Genomic DNA, 19,501 nt, shown 5'->3' on the forward strand with positions numbered 1-19,501 from the left:
GTCAGTGTCGCTATCATCTGCGCTGTGTAGGGGATATGCTCGTCAAGCTGCAATTTCCCGCCGTTTTTCAGCGATTTTAAGTACAGCTTCAAGAGGATATTGGAGTATAAAATCCCGTCTTTCATATCTTCCAGCAGCACAATGGAGTCGCTGTCAAAAAAGTTCTCTTTCAGCTTGAGGTAGTAATACTTGCGGTTATCTGCCATTGTCCCTGTCCTCCTTTTTCCGGCGTTTGGAGTAGTAGTGGGGGCAGAGTATGATAACCGCCCGGAAGCTCTGCTTGCAGCTATGGGTACAGCCCCGGCAGAGGTCATTGTATGTGATACGATCGCAGGTGGAATTCCCGACTTTCACTTGCCGCAGGAAAAAAGACCATTCCAGCCGCCGTTTCTTGCTCATTCTTGGCATGGGTGCGCTCCTTTCTGCCGTTTCCGCTGGTGTGGCGGTATCGGCGGTAATTCTGTATCATCTCGGTATCATTTTCGGGTTTTTTCTGCCCTATAAGCCCGTTAAAAAATCCTTTGGTATTTGCGGATAGGGTACGGGGCAGCCCCCTTGTTCTGTATAGGTTCGGGTACATTTTGGGGCGGTTTTTATCGTTCCTGTTCCTGCCTTTTCACAGGCTTGCGCTCCCGGTGTAAAATCTGGTCGATATTGCCCTTGACAGTCTGTAAGCGGCGGTATTCCTCCCGTTTTGCCCGGTAATCGTTGTAGCCGCTGTTTTTCTCTTGGATAAGGGTTTCAATCTCTGCTTGCAGGGCTTTATAGCTCGGCAGCTTGGAAATGCCGTTTTCCCTGAAATAGCGGGCGGCTGCGTCTGCTATGATAAAGTCGCTTTCGTACTTCTGACGGTAGGCTGCTTTTGCTTTGGCGTTTTTCTGCTGTTTCAGCCCGTCCCGGACAGGGCGGGTCTTGGAATAGGCAAGCACCTGCCGTTGCAGCTCCTTTTTCCCGTTCAGCGTCTTTTCCATCTGCTTCAGCTCTGTAAGGCTTTCCCGCATGGCGGTATAGGCGGCAGAACAGGCTTCGTCCAGTTCCTCCGGGGAAGAAAAGCCGTACTGCTGATAGGCGGTAACGGTAGCTGCCATTTGCTTTAGGTTGTGCTTTGCCGCCCAGCGGTCATAGCCCACGCCCTTGCCCTCGGCTCGCTTGGCTTCCCGGTCAACCATGCGCTGCAAGGTGTTGTCTGCCGGGGTGGTTTTTGTGGTTTTTTCCCCTTGTGACAGCTTTTTAACCGCGGCAGGGTATTCGAGTATGGCTTTGCTCTGTTCGGCGGCTCTGTGGGCGTTCTGCGTAAGCAGGACAAGGACAGCAGCCTTGTCAAAATCGTCCCCCAGCTTCCGGGCTGTGATAGGCTTTGTCCTGTCCGGCGTGAGGTAGGAAAGCCGCCCCCGGCTCTCCTTGACGGTCACACCCTCCCGCAGCAAAAGGGAAGAAAATTCGTCAAAGCTGCCAGCTTGGGAAAGTGCCTGCCGTATCGTCCGGCGCAGCTTCGCCTTGTCCGTTTCAAACTTGGTGGGCTTGGTCGGCTGTCCTGCGGCTTCTCTGACAGCGTTCTCTTTATCAAGGGCAAGCTGTCCTTTCTTTGCCGCCCAGTATTCCCGTTCGGTTATCCGTTCCTTGCTGCCGCTTAGGAGGTCGATTTGGTAAAGCCCCTCCCGGTGGCACATCTCCATGACTTCACTCTTGAAATATTCCATAGCGGCGTTGGTGCAGCGGTGCTTGCAGCCCTCCCGTGTGTCGGCTGGTCTGTCCATGTAGGGCAGAAGCGGGACTTCATAAATCCGCAGGGAGTTGATGACGATATGCACATGGATATTGCCGCTGTGGTTATGCCCGTCCGGGTGGGTGCAGACTAAGGCTTGGTGTCCGGGGAAATGCTCTTTACAGAACTGCTCGCCCAGCTCCTGCGCCCGGTCTACGGTCAAGCCGTTGTCTGTCCCGTCCCGTGGGTCAAAGCTGATGATATAGTGGTGGCTTTTCACATCTTCCCGTTTTTGGTTTTTCTCATAGCGGAGATTAGCCCGCATACAGGCAACAGCGAAATCCTCGCCCCCACAGTTGAGGGAAGAAATGCGGTAATCCTCCCTCGGTATCAGCCGCCCGTTTTCATCAAGGGTGGGCTTCATGGTAAACTCGTCATGCTCAAATGTGAGATAGGCTTCCGCTGCGCCATAGTCCGCATTTTTAGAGCTGATATGTTTGAATGTTGCCAACAGCGTCACCCACTTTCTGCAAGACTTCAAACTTTAGGGCAGCAAGGTCGGAAACCGCCGCCCGTACCTCCCCGGCAAGCTGCGGGTAGGGGCTGTGCCACTCGTTCAGCGTCCGGGCTATCTGGTTTAAGTTGCCGCCGATCCTGCCGTATTCGGCGGTCAGCTTCCCGACAGCGGCAAGCAACTCGTCATTGACGGGGGAAACGGTTATGATGGGGCGTATGGCTGCCCCGGTTATGGCTTGCCGGATAAACTCGGCTTGGCTCATGTTGTAAGCAGAAAGCCTTTCCGCAAACTCGGCGTATTCTTCCTCGGTCATGCGTGTCTTGACTACCCGGCTGCGGTGCGGCGTGTTATATCGTTTTCGCATGGTAAAACCTCCTTCGGCTGTGCGTGGTGTCCTCTCACTAATAGGAGAAAAACAGGGTGTAAAGCGGAACTGTTTTTGAAAAATCCGAAAAATTATTTTGAGGGATTTTCCAGCGGCGTAAGCCGCATAAGCAGGGTTTGGGGAAGGCACTCCCCAACAAGATTCCCGCAGGGGCAAAATGAGCGATAAGCGAATTTTGGTACTGCGGTAGAATCTTGCTCTGAAAAACTCCGGCGTTCCCCGGCTTCCGTACTTTCCGCTAACAAGACGTTTCAAAAGGGCTTTGCTACCCGCTATTCCGGCATATCTTGAAAATTTTCCTTTCACTACCTACAACACCACGCAAAGCAAAATGGACGGAGATTTTTAGAATTTCCCCTTATTCCCTACAACACCACGCAAGCCGAAAAAGGCGGACAATGGCAGTATTTTTTTCTTTGATACCCTCCACGGATAAGTAAGGGATTTTGCCAACTGCGGCGGCAATTTTCCCTTTTGTTTTTTCATACTGGGGATTTTCAAAAATGCCAAACAGGAACGAAAAAAAGCAGCAAATCTGTTGAATAGATTTACTGCTTTCTGGTTGCCGGCGAAGCGGCGGTTATTCAGTTGTAGGCGGTAGGGCTATCTCCCAAAGCGGAACTTGAAAATAGCTGTGAGAAGCGTCTGGGTGATGTAGTCCTCTGTATCTTGGTCTACCCGTCCATTCACACGGGCGGCACATTGTATGCGGCGGCGGTAATACTGCAATACAGTTCCCACCGCTTCCGGCTCCCCGCTGGTGGCTTGGACGATTGTTTCATAGGGGAGAAGCCTATTATTTCTCATATGCCATTCCCTCCATTTCCGCTTGGAGCTGCCGTAGGACTTTTCGGATATGGTAGCCCGCTGTGCTGCGGCTGCGCCCGTACTGTCTGCCAATTTCGTGCTGTGGAATACGCTTGAAAAAGGACAGGTAAATCATTTCCCGCTCCCGTTCGTCCAGCCGTGACAGGGCTTCCGCAAGTAAGCCGCTGCTGAAAATGACCGTATCGCCGCAAAGGGTAAGTATGTATTCCTCGTCCGGCTCCGGGGCTTGGAAATATTCATCTGTCGTGCCTAAAGGGTAGTGCTTTTCGTCTGTGAGGTATTCAAGGGATATTTCTCTTTTGTGCTTCCTGCTCCGTGTCCTCGCTGCGTTGATCGTTGCATTTCGGATAACGACTTTGCAAAAGGCATGGAAAGTGTACTCGATATGTTCCCGATATTCTTCTGTACAGGTCATGGAAAATCCCCCTTTCCTCCCAAAAGGGCTGTGGCTGGTTAGTAGTTGCTTTTTATGATAGTAAGGGGCGGCAGCACTTTAGGCTGTCGCTCCTTGACTGCCTAACTGCAAAACCGGGCGGGGCTGTCAACGGCGGGCGAAGCCCGTTCATCTTGACCGTTGACTGGCTCGGCCAGGTTTGCTATTTATCCGGCAAACTTGAATTTATTTTAAGCTATCACGTTTTACCTTTTTAAGCCTTACTATCATTACCATAGGAATTTCTTTGTTGTTTTTGAAACATTCTTCATAAAATCCATCAATGACAAATCCAGCTCTAAAACAAAGGTTAAAAATATCTTGTATGGAACGATGATAATAAATCTGCTCCTCCGGTTGCCCTTCAATCGCTATACCATAGTAACTGTGCGGTGTCATATATTTTTCAGTCAACGTGATAAAACAAGGGTGTTGCGTTGCAAAGACAAAAATTCCGCTTTCCTCCAACAGTTCATAAACAGCCATAAGAAGTGGTTCAATATCCGTAATATCCATAATTGCCATATTAGAAACTGCTTTCGTAAAGGCTCGATTTCTTTTTAATTCTAATATACTTTCTCTATTGGTCGCATCCGCTACACAAAATTCAATTTGTTTTGCATATTGTGATTGCCGTCTTTTAGCCAATTCTATCATTTTTTTGCTGTAATCAAAAGCGACAATCGAAGCGCCTCTTTGTGCAAGATACGAAGAATAATTTCCATTGCCACACGCAATATCCAAAATGTAATCCGCAGGATTAGGAGATAGAAGTTCCGTTACTTTGGGACGCACTACCTCTCTGTGAAATTCATTAGATTTGTCACCCATTGCATTATCCCAAAATTGTGCGTTTTTCTCCCAGATTTTTTTACTTTCCTCTGTTCCCATGTTCTCTCCCACTCCCAAAATTTGCCTTTTTGCTTCCATTAAATCTTCCTTACTATATTCCATTGTTACCCTCCATAACTTCTGATTGTTGCCGTCTTGACTATTATGTATCTTTTCTTTCCAAAATGGTATAGGCTTTTATTTTTATAATGCTGCAAAACTTTTCTTCTGTAAGGTATTCAAAGGATATTTCCCTTTGCCGCCGCTATTGGAAAGCCAAAAGCAGCGGCTTTTTTACGCGATATGACCGAAAAGTCTAGAAAGCAGGATATGTCATCATTTGTCATTTCTTCTCAATGTAATAACTGCATGGCATATCAAGCCAAATACAAGAGAAAAACAGCCACCGCCAAATAGTGATGCTCCCCACCCTGCACCCGACATTGTCATAAAACCGCCAACAAAGAAAATACCAATGCCAAGAAATATCCCGACACCATAAAAAAGTCCAATTGCCATATCATACTTATTAAATTGTCGTTTCTCTTTTTTTTCACATGTTTCCATTTTTGTTATTACCTCCTTCGCAAAATCGTCCATGTGGACTCCAAAAAGAAAACAAATTTTTTTCAACGTATTTAAATCGGGTTCATTAACATCTCTCTCCCAATTCGATAGCGCCTGCCGGGTAACATTCAATTCCCCAGCCAGTTCTTCCTGTGTCATTCCCGATTGTGTTCGCAGATGACGTATTTGCTTTCCTGTTGTAATATCCGTCTGTTTCTGGTTCAAAATGGTTCCTCCTCTCTGATGCTGATTTTATCAATATACGATACATTTATGCAGACAACACCACGGATCGGCTTTTGGCTGGACAATTCCAATCAAACACCACAGCAGACAGCAGAAACCATTCTGAACACCAGGAAGCCGGTATGATTGTTACATATAAGGGGAAGAAAAATTTCTTTTAAGTACTTGCTTTCCTAAAACTGATGTGATATAATAGCTTCATTCCAGAAAAGGAGTAAAAAATATGCGGCAAGGTATTCTTAAATAAAACTATAATCAAATAGTGGGAACAAAGAATTATGATAGCTCCTTTTGTGGGGGCTTGGTTTTTTGTACCCAATTTAAGAATACTTTTGCCTTATCAATTTTGACATATTCAAAAAACAGCAATCACAAATAGGTGTATGCTGTATATGTGTATGTCCGCAAATTAGAATCCCCAGTGGTAAAAGTATTTTACTGCTGGGGATTTTTATGCCCTTTGGGGCTGTAAAGGGAGGACAATCACATGAAAATAATCAATATCGGCATTCTGGCCCATGTAGACGCAGGAAAAACTACATTGACAGAAAGTCTGCTATACACCAGTGGAGCGATTGCGGAACAGGGAAACGTGGATAAAGGGACCACAAGAACAGACACTATGATTTTGGAACGGCAACGGGGAATTACCATTCAGACAGCGGTTACTTCTTTTTATTGGAATGATTATAAAATCAATATCGTGGACACTCCCGGTCATATGGATTTTTTAACCGAAGCATACCGCTCTTTATCTGTCCTTGACGGAGCTGTTTTAGTCATTTCAGCAAAAGACGGCGTACAGGCACAAACCCGTATATTATTCCATGCGCTTCAGAAAATGGACATTCCGACAATTATCTTTATAAATAAGATAGACCAAAATGGGATCGACCTGCAGTGTGTTTACCAAAGCATTAAAGATAAACTTACCAGTGATATGATTGTCATGCAGGAGGTTTCCCTGTCGCCAAAGATAACCATGACCGATATTTCTGATTTAGACAAATGGGATATGATTATTTCCGGAAGCGATGAACTATTAGAACGATATGTTGCAGAGGATTCTTTGGATATACAGGAATTACAATATGAAAAGTGCAAAAGAACCAGATGCTGCTCTTTGTTTCCTGTTTATCATGGGAGTGCAAAAGACAATTTAGGAACAGAAAAACTGATTGAAGCGATTATAGAAACTTTCATTACAGAAACGGACGATATTCAGTCTGAATTATGTGGATATGTTTTTAAGGTTGAGTATACAGAGCGGAAAAAACGGCTTTCTTATTTACGCCTGTATCATGGGACGCTCCATTTACGGGATACCCTGCTGCTGTCAAAAAAGGAAAAAATAAAGATTACAGAAATGTGTATTCCGTCAAATGGTGAAATCGTCCCGGCTGACCATGCCTGTCCGGGAGAAATTGTTATTTTAGCTGATGATACTTTGAAACTGAACGATATCCTGGGAAATGAAAAACTCCTGCCTCACAAAACACGGATTGATAATCCCATGCCATTACTTCGGACAACGGTAGAGCCGCAAAAGCCGGAGCAAAGGGAAGCCCTGTTAAATGCCCTCGCAGAGATTGCTGATACAGACCCTCTTTTGCATTTTGACATTGATACTGTTACCCATGAGATTATGTTATCTTTTTTGGGAAAAGTACAGTTAGAAGTTATTTGTTCGCTATTAGAAGAAAAATATCATGTGGGCGTGGCTATGAAAGAGCCTTCGGTTATTTATCTGGAAAGACCGCAAAAAAAAGCGAGCTGCACGATTCATATTGAAGTGCCGCCGAATCCGTTTTGGGCATCTATTGGTTTGACTGTAACACCGCTTCCTGTTGGAAGCGGAACACAATATAAAAGCGAGGTATCTCTCGGCTATTTAAACCAAAGTTTTCAAAATGCCGTCATGGAGGGTGTGCGTTATGGAATGGAGCAGGGCTTATATGGCTGGGGAGTGACAGACTGCCAAATTTGTTTTGATTATGGAGTTTATTACAGCCCGGTCAGCACCCCCGCTGATTTTCGTTTTCTTGCGCCTGTCGTGTTGGAGCAGGCATTGAAAAAAGCAGGGACACAACTGTTGGAACCATACCTTTCCTTTACCCTTTTTGCACCGCAGGAATATCTTTCACGGGCTTATAATGATGCACCAAAGTATTGCGCAATCATTGAATCAACCAGACTTGAAAAAGATGAAGTTATTTTTAAGGGTGAAATCCCTGCCCGTTGTATCGGTGAATATAGGAATGATCTGAATTTTTATACAAATGGAAGAAGTGTCTGCATTACAGAATTAAAAGGGTATCAGGAAACTTCCGGCGAGCCTGTATTTCAGCCACGCCGCCCGAACAGCCGTTTAGACAAGATCCGGCATATGTTTCAGAAGATAATGTAACGTCTTGCGCAATGCAAGCGTTCATTGCTGGCTATTGCGAAATATCCCAGAAGGCCGGCTCCCAAGGAGGAAACGTCAATGATCCTGCCTTCAGTGATTATACCTCTATATTTTGTCTGGTGCATTAAGGAAACCTCAGACACGGTAAATATGTCCTATAACTTCTGATGGAGGGGGAACTCCTCCTTCCGTTATATCTATATAGATTTATTAGATTGGACTTTGTAACTATTAACCAGTAGTCGTTCTTGACTACACCATTATTATACTAGGAGAATGTAACTTCATGTTTGCTAAAAATTCAAAGGCATATTCTGTCTACCTGCTGTTCCGATTTGTCTGTTCCCTGGCGGTTTCTATGTCCACAGTGCTTTCCATCGTGTACCACCTGGAGGTGGTGCAGCTGGATGCTTTCCAGCTTGTCCTGGTAGGGACGGTTCTGGAGACCTCCTGCTTTCTGTTCGAGATACCCACCGGTGTGGTGGCGGATTTGTATAGCCGTCGGCGCTCGGTGCTGATTGGAATGTTCCTCTACGGCCTGGGCTTTCTGATGGAGGGTGCGCTACCGTGGTTCGCGCCGGTTCTGCTGGCCCAGGTTGTCTGGGGTTGCGGTGATACCTTCATCACCGGCGCTCTGGAGGCGTGGATTGCCTCGGAGGAAGAGGACAAACCCATAGACAAGGTGTTCCTGCGGGGCAGTCAAATGGGGCAAATCGGCGGCGTTCTGGGCGTGGTGCTGGGCACACTGCTGGGAAACATAAACCTGCAAATGCCTGTCATCTTGGGGGGCAGTTTGTGCTTGTTGTTGGGGCTGGTGATGGTTCGCATCATGCCAGAAACCAACTTCTCCCCTGCTATTGAGGAACGGCAGGGCTTGCTTAAAGACTTTGTCTGCCTGTTCAAGCTCAACCTGGGCTTTGTGAAAGGCGCACCTGTGTTGCTGGCGCTCTTAGCAATCACACTATGCGGGGGACTTGCCAGTGAAGGCTTTGACCGGCTCTCCACCGCTCATTTTCTGGATGACACGGTAATACCCGTTATCGGGCCGCTGAACAGCGTCACTTGGTTCGGTGTTATCAGTCTTATCGGCAACGGCTTAGGTATTCTGGCTTCTCAGTTGCTCATCGCCCGCATGGAGAAAAAAGGGACTGTCAGCCGAACCAGTGTGGTCATGTCCACCAGCGCCGGGTATATCCTGTGCCTGGTTCTCTTCGCGGTGGGGCGGAGCTTTTGGTTCATGTTGTTGGTGTTCCTGCTGGCGGGGCTTATGCGCACCATCAAGGAGCCTGTGCTGGCCGCCTGGATGAACGACCATGTGGATGAGAAAATGCGCGCCACAGTCTTTTCCACCAGCGGACAGCTGGACTCTTTCGGGCAGATCATCGGCGGGCCTATTGTGGGGCTGGTAGCCCAGCAGGTGTCCATACCCTGGGGGCTGGTCTGTACCGCTTTCCTGCTGTTGCCCGCGCTGTTCTTAGTGCCGGTGGCGGGAAAGAAGCGGGATTGATATGGCATAGTTAAGTTTACTGACGAGCGGGAGATTACTTCCGCTCGTCTTCATTTAGTAGCGCAAAATTTGAGGACTCTTTATTTCCTTATTCGGTATAGCGGAGGCGGCTGTCAATTCGACATAATTTTCTTGTGATACTTTACCGTACATGAGCATTATGTCGAGGATTGTAACGGGAGACGGTATTGATATTACGAGCAGCCAGGATGTAGAGGTGAAAAATTGCTTTATCCGTTCCACAGACGACAGTATCTGCATCAAATCCCAAAGATTGTTTGAAGATCCGTCAACGGTACGTGATGTAACAAAAGTGCGTGTTCACAATAACGTAATCTGGAATGCAGAACCCGGTAATGCCATAGAGCTTGGTTATGCCCTTCAGAGCGAAATCCACGACCTGGTATTTGAAGACTGTGACATCATACACTGCCAGTATGAAGGAAACATGGGTGGTGCGGCGATTTCCATCCATCAGGCAGATGGCGGTCATGTTCATGATATACATTATAAAAATATCAGAGTAGAGCAGGCAGAACAGAAACTGTTCGATATTAAGGTTTTGCTTTGCAAATATACGGAACAGCTTGCCAAAGGAGAGATTAATGATATCTATTTTGATAATATCCAGGTGCTGAACGGAGATATCCCGGTTTCCGTGATCCGGGGGTACCAGACACCGACAGAAGAAGTACGTGTTCATGATGTCCATTTTGATAACATTACTTTTATGGGGAACAAGTGTGAAACCTGGCAGGATATGCGGCTAGTCACAGAACTGGCAAATGATATTTACGTCAACGGTGTCAGAACATGCAGACAGATGAAATTCTGAGAATATTACCATATAGGGAAGATTCAACTTCTTAAATGAATATAGTTTTTTCAATTATATTGAAAAAGCAGAAAAACAGTTCAGGTGCAGAAATGCACTTGAACTGTTTTGACGTTAGGCGTATCAATGACTAATCCAGCCGACCTGAATGGATCAAGGAAACGTTTACACTTGTTGATTTACCGTTCTTTCTTCATCTCAAACACCAACGCAATCGGTGCTGAGCCTCTTCGGTATCCTGCCGGAACGGTGATGCAAAGTCCGCCTTCCACTTCTCTGAAAGCAACCGTTTCCCCATTCTCCACCATGCAGATCTCAGAAATCTTCTCTTCTGTATACGGCACGAAAATCTCAGCCTCTACCGATTCCTGCACCGTCGGATACAGCCGGAATACATACACGGAGTCACCCTTCTGTGTGAACGAAAGGTTTCCGCTCTGGTACGGTGCGCAGACGCGGGTTCCGTAGATGGCGTCGCCGTAGGTTTTCATCCACTGTCCAAAGCCGTTCAGGCTGTCCCAGGCGTCGACCGGGATACGGCCGTCTGGCTGCGGGCTGACGTTCAGTGCCATGTTGCCGCCTTTGGCAACGATGTTAACCAGCAGGCCGACGAGTTCACGCGGGGATTTGTAGTGATCGCCGTATTCGTACGTAAAGTCTACGCCGAGTGTCAGGCAGCTCTCCCACGGAACGTTCAGCGGCTCTTCCGGAATGCAGAGCTCCGGGGTAACGTAGTTCTCATAAGCGCCGCCGATCGTACGGTCAACGGAGAGAACCCATGGCTGAATCTTACGCGCTTCGTCAACGATCCCGCCAAGATCGATATCCTGTCCGTTATGCTCGCACACCCAGCCGGCATCGAACCAGAGAATATCCAGCTTGCCGTAATTCTCGCAGAGCTCCAGCACCTGATTCTTTGTATATTCTTTAAAACGGTTCCACACTTCCGGGTACTCCTTCGGATCGTAGGATGGTCCGCGGGATGTCATGCCGTCTTTTCTAAGCTCCTCATTCCAGTAGTCCGGGCAGTGCCAGTCTGCTTTGGAAAAGTAAGCGCCGATGCCGATGCCTTTCTTACGGAATGCATCAAACATGGATTTCACGATATCCGCATTTTTGTGCTCATGGAACGGGCAGTCCTCTGCGGTTGTCTTATAATCGGTATATTTCGTATCCCAGAGGCAGAATCCGTCGTGATGCTTTGTGGTCAGAATCAGATATCGGAACCCGCAGTCCTCTGCCATCTGTGCCCACTCCTCCGGCTGGAAGCGGACTGGGTTGAACGAACGGTTCAGATTAAAATACTGTTTTTTGAACGTTTCTCCGTCTGCCCAGTTTACCTGGTGGCGGGACCAGTCAGAATCCTTGTCACTTAATGCCCAGGAAGCAACCATACCCGGCTGGCAGTACAGACCGAAATGCATCATCAGTGCCAGTTTCTGGTCCTGGAACCACTCAAGCTGCTGCAGAATGGCCGGATCGGTCGGACGCACATACGTTTCAGCGGCGCTGTAGTTGTGAACACCCTGGGAAACAATTTCCTGTTCCGGATCAGCGGGTGCTTCATTGCTCCGGATATCGATGGTCGGTTCTGGTGTTCTGTTTTGATCTTCGTGTTCTAAGTTCTCTGTGCTCATAAGAGAGTCTCCTTCTCATCAAGATAAAATTCACACCAATACTCGAAAATACAGCCAGAACCCGTAAAGAACCGGTTTTGGCACTACAATTAAGAAAGAATCCTGCTTTATGGGATTCTTTGGCTGCAGCGGGTTGAAAAAGCGACATAATTCCTCGCTTCCGCAGTGCGATCCTGCCCGGAGGGCTTTTTTCTATAGAAAAAACCGCGGCGACCCGATGACGTGCAGGCGGCCGCGGATCGGACAGGAATCCTGTCCTCGAGATAGTGTGTGTACGGACTCCCGACACCGGGGTATCCGTCTGTGTTGTCTATAGAATACCATATAAATGTTAAAAAGTCACCCTTTAATTTTAAACAAAATGTTCATAAAAAATCGGTAAAAGTGAACAAAAAGGATCGCGGAAAAATCTGAAAAAATAACCCCCACGGGGGCTTGCAGGACGAATTTTAGCGTAGTAAAGTAAAAAAAGAAAAAAACAGAAAACGAAAAGGAGGAGAACATTATGCATATGGCTGATGCGCTGGTTGCGCCTGCAGTGGCTGCAACAATGTATGTCTGTTCCGGCGGAGCAGCTGGTTTTTCTGTAAAAAAAGTACGCCTGGAGAGCGACCCGAAAAAGATCCCAGTGATGGGAGTGATGGGTGCGTTTGTCTTTGCGGCGCAGATGATTAACTTTACAATTCCGGGCACAGGATCGAGTGGTCATCTCTGCGGAGGGATGATGCTGACTGCATTACTCGGACCGTACGCCGCATTTTTAACAATGATCGGTGTGCTGCTGATCCAGTGTCTGCTGTTTGCGGACGGCGGTCTTCTGGCGCTTGGGTGCAACATCTGGAATATGGCGTTTTATGGGTGCTTTCTCGGCTATTTCCTGTTCTGGTGTCCGATGATGAAAAAGGGAATGTCGCGCGGAAAGATTGTAGGTGCTTCCATCCTTGGGTGCGTGGTGACGCTGCAGCTTGGTGCTTTCAGTGTGGCGCTGGAAACACTTGCATCCGGTATTACGGATCTGCCGTTTTCTGTATTTGTGGCAACAATGCAGCCGATTCATCTCGCGATTGGTCTTGTAGAAGGCCTGATTACAGCGGCCGTTCTGCTGTTCGTCTATGAAGCGCGTCCGGAGATGCTTTCGTGCAGCGAAGAAAGGGCAAAGAGCCGCTTTTCTTTCAAGAAGACAATTGCGATTTTAGGCATCGCAGCACTGGTGATCGGCGGAGCTGTTTCTCTTGCGGCATCCTCCAATCCGGATGGACTTGAGTGGTCCATGGAGCGTCTGACTGGCTCGACGGAACTGGAAAACGACGGAACCGGCGCACATGCAGCGGCGGAAGAAATTCAGGAAAAAACGGCACTTCTGCCGGACTATGGATTTAAAAATTCGGATTCCACGTTTGGAACCAGCTTTTCCGGAATTGCGGGATCCGCAGTCGTTCTTATTGTCTGTGTCGGTGCATGCTATGCATTCCGTTTCTTTAAAAAGAAAAAGTCATAAGCTGCACGGAACAGGAGAAAGAAATGAATAAACTTGGCAATGCACTATATGAAATCCATCATATGGATATGCTTGCGGCGAAGGACCAGTGGGTGAACAGGCTTCATCCACTGGTTAAACTTGTTTTAACGATTGTTTTTCTGACCGTAACCATGTCCTTTCAAAAATACGATCTGACCGGCCTGCTGCGCATGGGAATTTATCCGATTGTACTCTTTATCGTCGGCGAAATTTCATTCCGCGACAGTATCCGGCGGCTTCGGATTGTCCTGCCACTTGTCTGCTTTGTGGGGCTGTTTAATCCGATTTTTGACCGTCAGGTAATCGGGTATATTGGTACCGTTCCGCTGACAGCAGGGATGCTTTCCATGGTGACGCTGATGATTAAAGGCATTTACAGCGTACTGGCGGCGTATCTTCTGATTGCGACAACATCCATCGAGAAAATCTGTTATGCACTGCGTCTGGTTCATATCCCTGCCATTCTGGTGACACAGGTGCTGCTGACGTACCGCTATGTCACGGTGCTTCTTGAAGAGGCAAACCGTATGACCCAGGCGTATAGTCTGCGCGCGCCGAATCAGAAGGGTGTTCATTTCAAGGTATGGGGAACACTGGCCGGCCAGCTGCTTCTGCGCAGCATGGACCGCGCAAATGAGGTGTATGAAAGCATGACTTTGCGTGGCTATCAGGGAGAATTTTACTATACAGCGAAGGAGCCGTGCAAAGCGAAGGACTGGCTGTATATGGGTGTGTGGCTTGTACTTTTTGCCGTACTGAAAGTAACGGGATGAAGCGCTGCGTGGGAAGACATCTATTTGCAACAAGTCGGAAGAAGTAGAAAAGCAACCTGGTGCAGTTGCCTGCACGCGGGAAGAGAAAAGAATTGTCGGGAGATATCAAAAATGAGCCATATTCACATCAATTTTGAACATGTTAATTATTCTTACGAAAAATCAGTCCCGATTCTGCAGGACATCACGTTTACTGCACACGAAAATGACAGCATCGGACTGATCGGCGCGAACGGTGTTGGAAAATCGACGCTGCTGAAACTTCTGGTGAGACTGAATCTGGACTACGAAGGCAGCATCCGTGTGGAGGAAATGCCGGTTGTAAAAGAGATGCTTCCCAAAGTGCGCGAAAAAATCGGCTATGTCTTCCAGGATTCCGACAGCCAGCTTTTCATGTCGACGGTATTTGAGGATGTTGCATTTGCTCCGCGAAATTACGGGCTGCCGGAGGAAGAGGTGGAAAAACGTGTAAACCATGCACTGAAACAGATTCACATCGAGCATCTGCGGGACAAACAAATTTACAAAATGTCGGGCGGAGAAAAAAAGATGGTATCGATCGCGACGATTCTCGCTATGACACCGGATATTATCCTGATGGACGAGCCATCGATTGCACTCGATCCCAGAAACCGCAGATCACTGATCCACATTCTGAACGATTTTGAACATCTGAAAATCATCGCATCGCACGATCTCGACATGATTCTGGAAACGTGCAGTCGCGTGATTCTGATGTCCGGCGGGTGCATTGTCTGCGATGGAGATGCAAAAGAAATTTTGACGAACCAGGAACTTCTCGAGGAAAATGGACTGGAACTGCCGTTCTGCCTGCAGAAGCCGGTGTGGTAGAAAAGGCCGAAAAAAACAAAAGAAAACAACACCCGGGGATATCTGAAATCAAAAAATCAGATATTCCCGGTTGTTGTTTTTAAAAAGAATCCGAAGGTCGAATCGGGATTCGGATTTCTGTTACAAATTTTTCTGGATCGCTTGTCATTCCGTTGTCAATTAAGGTGATTTCCTGCGATCGTCTGTCATAAAGATATCTCCAAAGAAAATTTATACAGCAGTACGAATCGGTTTCTTCTTTAAGTACCGAAACACCAGCAGGCAGAGGATAATAGAGGTCAGAGATCCACATGCCGTTGTAATGCCCATCGGGAACAGCGTGTCCGGGAACCAGATGGAAGTCAGATACACACCGGGGATTCTAACAAGCAGAATGGCAATGATATTGTGCAGGAAGGAAAATTCCGACCGTCCGCAGGCACAGAAATAGCCGCTGAAGGTGAAGTGGACTCCAGCAAAAATGCAGTCCCAGATATAACCGCGGATATACTGACCGCCGAGGCGTGCAACCTCCGCATCTGTTGTGAAAAGACCGACCACAGGAACGGAAATAAACTGAATCGTAATAGCGACGATCAGTCCGAAAACGACAGCAATCAGTGCAGCACACCACATGGTCTGTTCGGCACGCTTCTGCTTTCCAGCACCGATGTTCTGCGCGCCGAGCGCCGAAACAGTGGAAAGCATGGAAGATGGAATCAGGAACAGGAAGCTGATGATTTTCTCTACAATACCGACTGCAGCCGCTGCTTCCAGACCGCGCCGGTTAGCGATGATGGTAATGATGATAAAGGCGATCTGAATAAAACCATCCTGCAGGGCGATCGGAACACCGATTTTAAGAATCTGTCCCATCACAGCTGTCTGAGGGGAGAGATCCGACCGGGTAAGACGGATGCCGGTATCACGTTTGCGGATCGCAATCAGTGCCAGAATGACGCTGAGTGTCTGGGAAAGCGTGGTTCCAAGCGCGGCACCGGATGGACCAAGATGCAGGGCGCCCATAAAGAGATAGTCGAGTGCGATATTGGCCGCACATGCGACTGCGATGAAGTACATCGGGCTTTTCGAATCACCAAGTCCACGGAAGATGGAACTGATGATATTATACGCGGTGATGAATGGAATACCAATGAAACAGATCGTCAGATAAGCGACGGTGCCGGAAACGGCTTCGGATGGTGTGGACATCACAAGTACGATCGGCTTTACCAGAAGAAGCAGGATTACCATCAGCACGACGGAAACACCGAGAAATAAAGTGATGGTATTTCCTGTGCAGCGTGATGCCTGCTTTTTATCTTTTGCGCCGACGGCCTGCGCGATGCTGACAGTCGTTCCCATGGCAAGTCCCACGATGATAACGGTAATCATATGCATAACCTGACTGCCGATGGAAACGGCTGTTGTACCGGCCGCACCGTCAAACTGACCGATGATGAAAAGATCTGCCATGCCGTAGAGCGTCTGCAGAAAATACGATAAGAGATAAGGCAGCGAAAAATAGAAAATATTTTTCCAGATACTGCCGGTTGTTAAGTTTCGTTCCATGATAGGGAAACCTCCTGTTGTAGAATGTTACGATTATAGTAAACCCTACAATAATTATAGAGTCAAGAATATAATTTTCTGCACTTTATAAAAATACTTTAGATTTATAAGTTCGAACGTTTTCCGTGTACACTCCTTGACAAATGTTCAAAAAAGAACTATTATACAAAAAGTTCAAAATAGAACAAATAAGAATATCAAGTTAAAAAAGAAGGTGAAAAAGTATGTTTGATGAACAATGGCAATTTGCAGTGGAGGTAGAACGAAAATACGCCAAGTACCGAAAAAAGGTCATGGTGCGTTATGATCTGTCAGCTGCGGAAGTGGATGTTCTGCTGTTTCTTGCGAATAACAGCCAGTTTGATCTTGCAGTGGATATTGTGCGTGTGCGGAAAATGCAGAAATCGCATGTTTCACTGGCAGTGAACAAGCTGTGTGAAAAAGGATACATTCAAAAAGAAACAGATGCGGCGGATCGCAAGAAAGTGCATTTGAAGCTAGAAGAAAGTGCATCAGAAATTATCCGCTTTGGACAGGATTGCCAGAGAGCGTTTGGAGAATCGTTGTTTTCCGGAATTTCCAGAGAAGACAGGGAAGAATTTCTCAGATTATGCGAGCTGATTCGGAGGAACGTGACGGAAAAATAAAAACGCTGAAAGCCAGAGAGAAGAACATAATAGAAAAATAAGACAAAACAAAAACAGAAAGAGGAGGAAAACAGTCATCTGCCCCTAAATGGCAAAGTACAGGAAAAGTGCAACGGATCTAAGCGGATGACAGAAAAACTATGACAATAACACAACTTATCGTATGTATTGTGGCTGGTCTTGGCGCCGGCCTTGGCACGGGACTTGCGGGACTCTCCGCAGCGGCCGTTGTTTCACCGATGCTGATTACCTTTTTACACATGCCGGCTTATCAGGCGATTGGCATTGCGCTGGCATCGGATGTGCTGGCATCAGGAGTAAGTGCCTGGACTTATAAAAAGAATAAAAACATTGATATCCGCCATGGCGTGATTATGCTGATATCTGTTCTGATTTTTACACTGGTCGGCAGCTTCGTATCTTCGCTGGTGCCAAATGGAACCATGGGCGGATTTTCGAAAGTGATGACACTGTTTGTCGGACTGAAATTTATCATCCGTCCGATCATGACGACGAAAGAAGTACAGGCAAACAAATCAGAAAAACAGAAAATCCAGCAGTCGATTCTCTGCGGTGTTGTGATTGGATTTATCTGTGGATTTGTCGGAGCAGGCGGTGGCATGATGCTGCTTCTGGTGCTGACCAGCGTGCTCGGATATGAGCTGAAAACAGCAGTTGGAACGAGCGTCTTTATTATGACCTTTACAGCTCTGACCGGTGCAATCTCTCATTTTTATATCGGCGGCGCGCCGGACATTCCAATTCTGATTGCCTGTGTCATCAGTACCCTGGTCTTTGCACAGATTGGAGCGAAATGGGCTAACGGGGCAAATGTGAAAATGCTGAACCGCATGACGGGAATTTTGCTCTGTGCGCTGGGAGTGGTGATGCTGTTTTTCTAACTACGTCGACTGACACTTTAGAAGTTTTCAAATATGATTTAACCAAATCAAGGAAATCCCTTGCTTCCATGGTGAAAAACAATAAGCAGCGAATCGGATTGAGAATATCTGCTGCTATATAGGAAAAAATCCTGTGGGACATGAACTGCCTCCCAATCTTCAAAATGGAAAGCGGAAGATTGAGAGATAGTTTAACGTCTTGCAGGATTTTTTCTATCATAAAACTATAGATTTTACGCAGATAACCTCAAAATCAGAAAATGGTGTACAACTGGATGAAAAATAAATCAGGATCTCATCGCACCATCCACGGAAAGAATTTCTCCGGTTACATACGAAGCCATATCGCTTGCCAGGAAGAGGAATGCGTTTGCAATGTCTTCTGCCTCACCAATTCTTCGAAGAGGAATGCGGTTGATGAGTGGATCGATCATTTCTTTTGGAAGTGCGGCAACCATATCGGTACGGGTGATGCCAGGTGCAACCGCGTTTACACGGATATGGAAAGGACCAAGTTCCCGTGCGAGGGACCAGGTCAGACCGTTGACCGCATATTTACTGGATGGATAGGCAACGCCGCCCGGCTGGCCGCAGATGCTGACCATTGAGCTGGTATTTAAAATACAGCCGCCGCCCTGTTCTTTCATAATAGCAACGGTTGGAAGGATGCCGTTCATCATGGCGTTGACATTTAGATCCATGACACTGGCAAAGCGCTCTGCGGTATACTTGTCAATTGGCGTACTGTCTGAGACACCGGCGTTGTTCACAAGAATATCGATTTTGCCGTATTTTTCTTTGACTTTGTTGATCTCATCTACCATGGCAGCTGCATCGGTCAGCTTTGGCCATGCACCGGAAACTTCCCAGTCCGGGTTTTCTTCTTTTAAAGATGCAACCGCTTTTGCAACGGTCTCTTCCCGGGATCCGAACAGGACGACTTTCGCGCCGTTCTGCAGAAATTTGTGCACAATGGCATAGCCGATGCCTCTGGTTCCGCCGGTAACAATTGCAACTTTATCTTTTAACATCATACCATTCACCCGATCCCGTTTTTTCGTATCAATGAAAACTGATTATGCAGGCTGTAGTTTTTATTTTTTTAACGATTCGGAGAAAAATGAATTTTGCATGAAAAATCATTTGACTTTGAATGATGATTCGTTTTGGAGAATACAAAAAACGGGATATTTCCTTTCTCTTAAATTTTGTTGCAAATCCTTTCCTTTACTATACGGGATATCGTTGGTGGACAGTCAATGCAAATTTTTTCAGAAATAAACAGCATTCTTTTCTCAAAAGCAGAAGATTTCTATGGAAAAAGAGAATTGTTACGTGGCTTTTTGAGGGAAAACAGGA

19 protein-coding genes are annotated in these 19,501 nt (G+C 46.9%); 8 read left to right on the top strand and 11 right to left on the bottom strand.

The features are described from left to right. From DXD02_RS07150 to DXD02_RS07190, 8 genes are all read right to left on the bottom strand, one after another. The coding region (locus DXD02_RS07150; protein WP_181975821.1) for a phage replisome organizer N-terminal domain-containing protein at positions 1-206 on the bottom strand (206 nt) is incomplete at its 3' end. Beyond that, positions 196-408: a hypothetical protein gene (locus DXD02_RS07155; protein WP_002569236.1), complete on the bottom strand. Its 213-nt coding sequence runs from the start codon at positions 406-408 to the stop codon at positions 196-198. The genes DXD02_RS07155 and DXD02_RS07150, both read right to left, overlap by 11 nt. A gap of 185 nt (positions 409-593) precedes the next feature. Next, on the bottom strand, positions 594-2,216 hold the full coding sequence (locus DXD02_RS07165; RefSeq protein WP_002569237.1) for a relaxase/mobilization nuclease domain-containing protein: 1,623 nt from the start codon (positions 2,214-2,216) through the stop codon (positions 594-596). Continuing rightward, complete coding sequence (locus DXD02_RS07170; RefSeq protein WP_002569238.1) at positions 2,188-2,586, bottom strand: plasmid mobilization protein; 399 nt, start codon at positions 2,584-2,586, stop codon at positions 2,188-2,190. The genes DXD02_RS07165 and DXD02_RS07170 overlap by 29 nt, the downstream gene beginning before the upstream one ends. Before the next feature lie 624 nt (positions 2,587-3,210). Continuing rightward, entirely contained in the window at positions 3,211-3,414 is a 204-nt protein-coding gene (locus tag DXD02_RS07175) for a helix-turn-helix domain-containing protein (protein ID WP_003505336.1), read from the bottom strand. Then, on the bottom strand, positions 3,404-3,850 hold the full coding sequence (locus DXD02_RS07180) for an RNA polymerase sigma factor (RefSeq protein ID WP_003505338.1): 447 nt from the start codon (positions 3,848-3,850) through the stop codon (positions 3,404-3,406). Before DXD02_RS07180 ends, DXD02_RS07175 begins: the two co-directional genes overlap by 11 nt. A gap of 204 nt (positions 3,851-4,054) precedes the next feature. Beyond that, positions 4,055-4,822 carry a class I SAM-dependent methyltransferase gene (locus DXD02_RS07185; RefSeq protein ID WP_003505400.1) on the bottom strand — a complete coding sequence of 256 codons (768 nt, stop codon included), beginning with the start codon at positions 4,820-4,822 and terminating at the stop codon, positions 4,055-4,057. Between the two features lie 213 nt (positions 4,823-5,035). Further along, entirely contained in the window at positions 5,036-5,491 is a 456-nt protein-coding gene (locus DXD02_RS07190; protein ID WP_003505401.1) for an XRE family transcriptional regulator, read from the bottom strand. A 508-nt stretch (positions 5,492-5,999) separates the two neighbouring features. Here DXD02_RS07190 and tet(32) point away from each other — a divergent pair. The 3 genes from tet(32) to DXD02_RS07210 all read left to right on the top strand — a co-directional run bounded on the left by tet(32) (position 6,000) and on the right by DXD02_RS07210 (position 10,261). Continuing rightward, positions 6,000-7,919 (top strand): tetracycline resistance ribosomal protection protein Tet(32), encoded by a 1,920-nt coding sequence (tet(32), locus tag DXD02_RS07200; RefSeq protein WP_003505402.1) that lies wholly within the window; start codon positions 6,000-6,002, stop codon positions 7,917-7,919. A 286-nt stretch (positions 7,920-8,205) separates the two neighbouring features. Then, the gene (gene tet(40) / locus DXD02_RS07205) at positions 8,206-9,426 is read left to right on the top strand and encodes a tetracycline efflux MFS transporter Tet(40) (protein ID WP_024407615.1); all 1,221 of its coding nucleotides are present in this window, start codon (positions 8,206-8,208) and stop codon (positions 9,424-9,426) included. A 160-nt stretch (positions 9,427-9,586) separates the two neighbouring features. Further along, positions 9,587-10,261 carry a glycosyl hydrolase family 28 protein gene (locus DXD02_RS07210; protein ID WP_158580139.1) on the top strand — a complete coding sequence of 225 codons (675 nt, stop codon included), beginning with the start codon at positions 9,587-9,589 and terminating at the stop codon, positions 10,259-10,261. A gap of 179 nt (positions 10,262-10,440) precedes the next feature. On the opposite strand, the gene DXD02_RS07215 is transcribed toward DXD02_RS07210, so the two are convergent. Then, positions 10,441-11,898 (bottom strand): alpha-L-fucosidase, encoded by a 1,458-nt coding sequence (locus DXD02_RS07215; RefSeq protein ID WP_118666629.1) that lies wholly within the window; start codon positions 11,896-11,898, stop codon positions 10,441-10,443. A gap of 505 nt (positions 11,899-12,403) precedes the next feature. On the opposite strand from DXD02_RS07215, the gene DXD02_RS07220 reads away from it, so the two are divergent. The 3 genes from DXD02_RS07220 (at position 12,404) to DXD02_RS07230 (ending at position 15,042) form a co-directional block, all read left to right on the top strand. Then, positions 12,404-13,396 carry an energy-coupling factor ABC transporter permease gene (locus tag DXD02_RS07220; RefSeq protein WP_118666630.1) on the top strand — a complete coding sequence of 331 codons (993 nt, stop codon included), beginning with the start codon at positions 12,404-12,406 and terminating at the stop codon, positions 13,394-13,396. 23 nt (positions 13,397-13,419) lie between these two features. Further along, positions 13,420-14,190: a cobalt ECF transporter T component CbiQ gene (cbiQ, locus tag DXD02_RS07225; protein ID WP_118666631.1), complete on the top strand. Its 771-nt coding sequence runs from the start codon at positions 13,420-13,422 to the stop codon at positions 14,188-14,190. 111 nt (positions 14,191-14,301) lie between these two features. Next, positions 14,302-15,042 (top strand): energy-coupling factor ABC transporter ATP-binding protein, encoded by a 741-nt coding sequence (locus DXD02_RS07230; protein WP_118666632.1) that lies wholly within the window; start codon positions 14,302-14,304, stop codon positions 15,040-15,042. 210 nt (positions 15,043-15,252) lie between these two features. Here DXD02_RS07230 and DXD02_RS07235 read toward each other — a convergent pair whose 3' ends face one another. Continuing rightward, positions 15,253-16,593, bottom strand: a complete 1,341-nt coding sequence (locus DXD02_RS07235; protein ID WP_117804471.1) for an MATE family efflux transporter — start codon at positions 16,591-16,593, stop codon at positions 15,253-15,255. Positions 16,594-16,817: 224 nt separating this feature from the next. On the opposite strand from DXD02_RS07235, the gene DXD02_RS07240 reads away from it, so the two are divergent. Both DXD02_RS07240 and DXD02_RS07245 read left to right on the top strand, forming a co-directional pair. Beyond that, on the top strand, positions 16,818-17,240 hold the full coding sequence (locus DXD02_RS07240) for a MarR family winged helix-turn-helix transcriptional regulator (RefSeq protein ID WP_117801822.1): 423 nt from the start codon (positions 16,818-16,820) through the stop codon (positions 17,238-17,240). A gap of 140 nt (positions 17,241-17,380) precedes the next feature. Continuing rightward, positions 17,381-18,142, top strand: a complete 762-nt coding sequence (locus DXD02_RS07245; protein WP_118666633.1) for a sulfite exporter TauE/SafE family protein — start codon at positions 17,381-17,383, stop codon at positions 18,140-18,142. 287 nt (positions 18,143-18,429) lie between these two features. Here DXD02_RS07245 and DXD02_RS07250 read toward each other — a convergent pair whose 3' ends face one another. After that, a complete protein-coding gene (locus DXD02_RS07250) occupies positions 18,430-19,176 on the bottom strand; it encodes an SDR family NAD(P)-dependent oxidoreductase (RefSeq protein ID WP_199596439.1) in 747 nt (248 codons plus the stop codon). Positions 19,177-19,501: the final 325 nt, after the last annotated feature.

This window comes from Blautia sp. TF10-30 (assembly GCF_003481245.1).
GTDB classification, from domain to species: Bacteria; Bacillota; Clostridia; order Lachnospirales; family Lachnospiraceae; genus Fusicatenibacter; species Fusicatenibacter saccharivorans.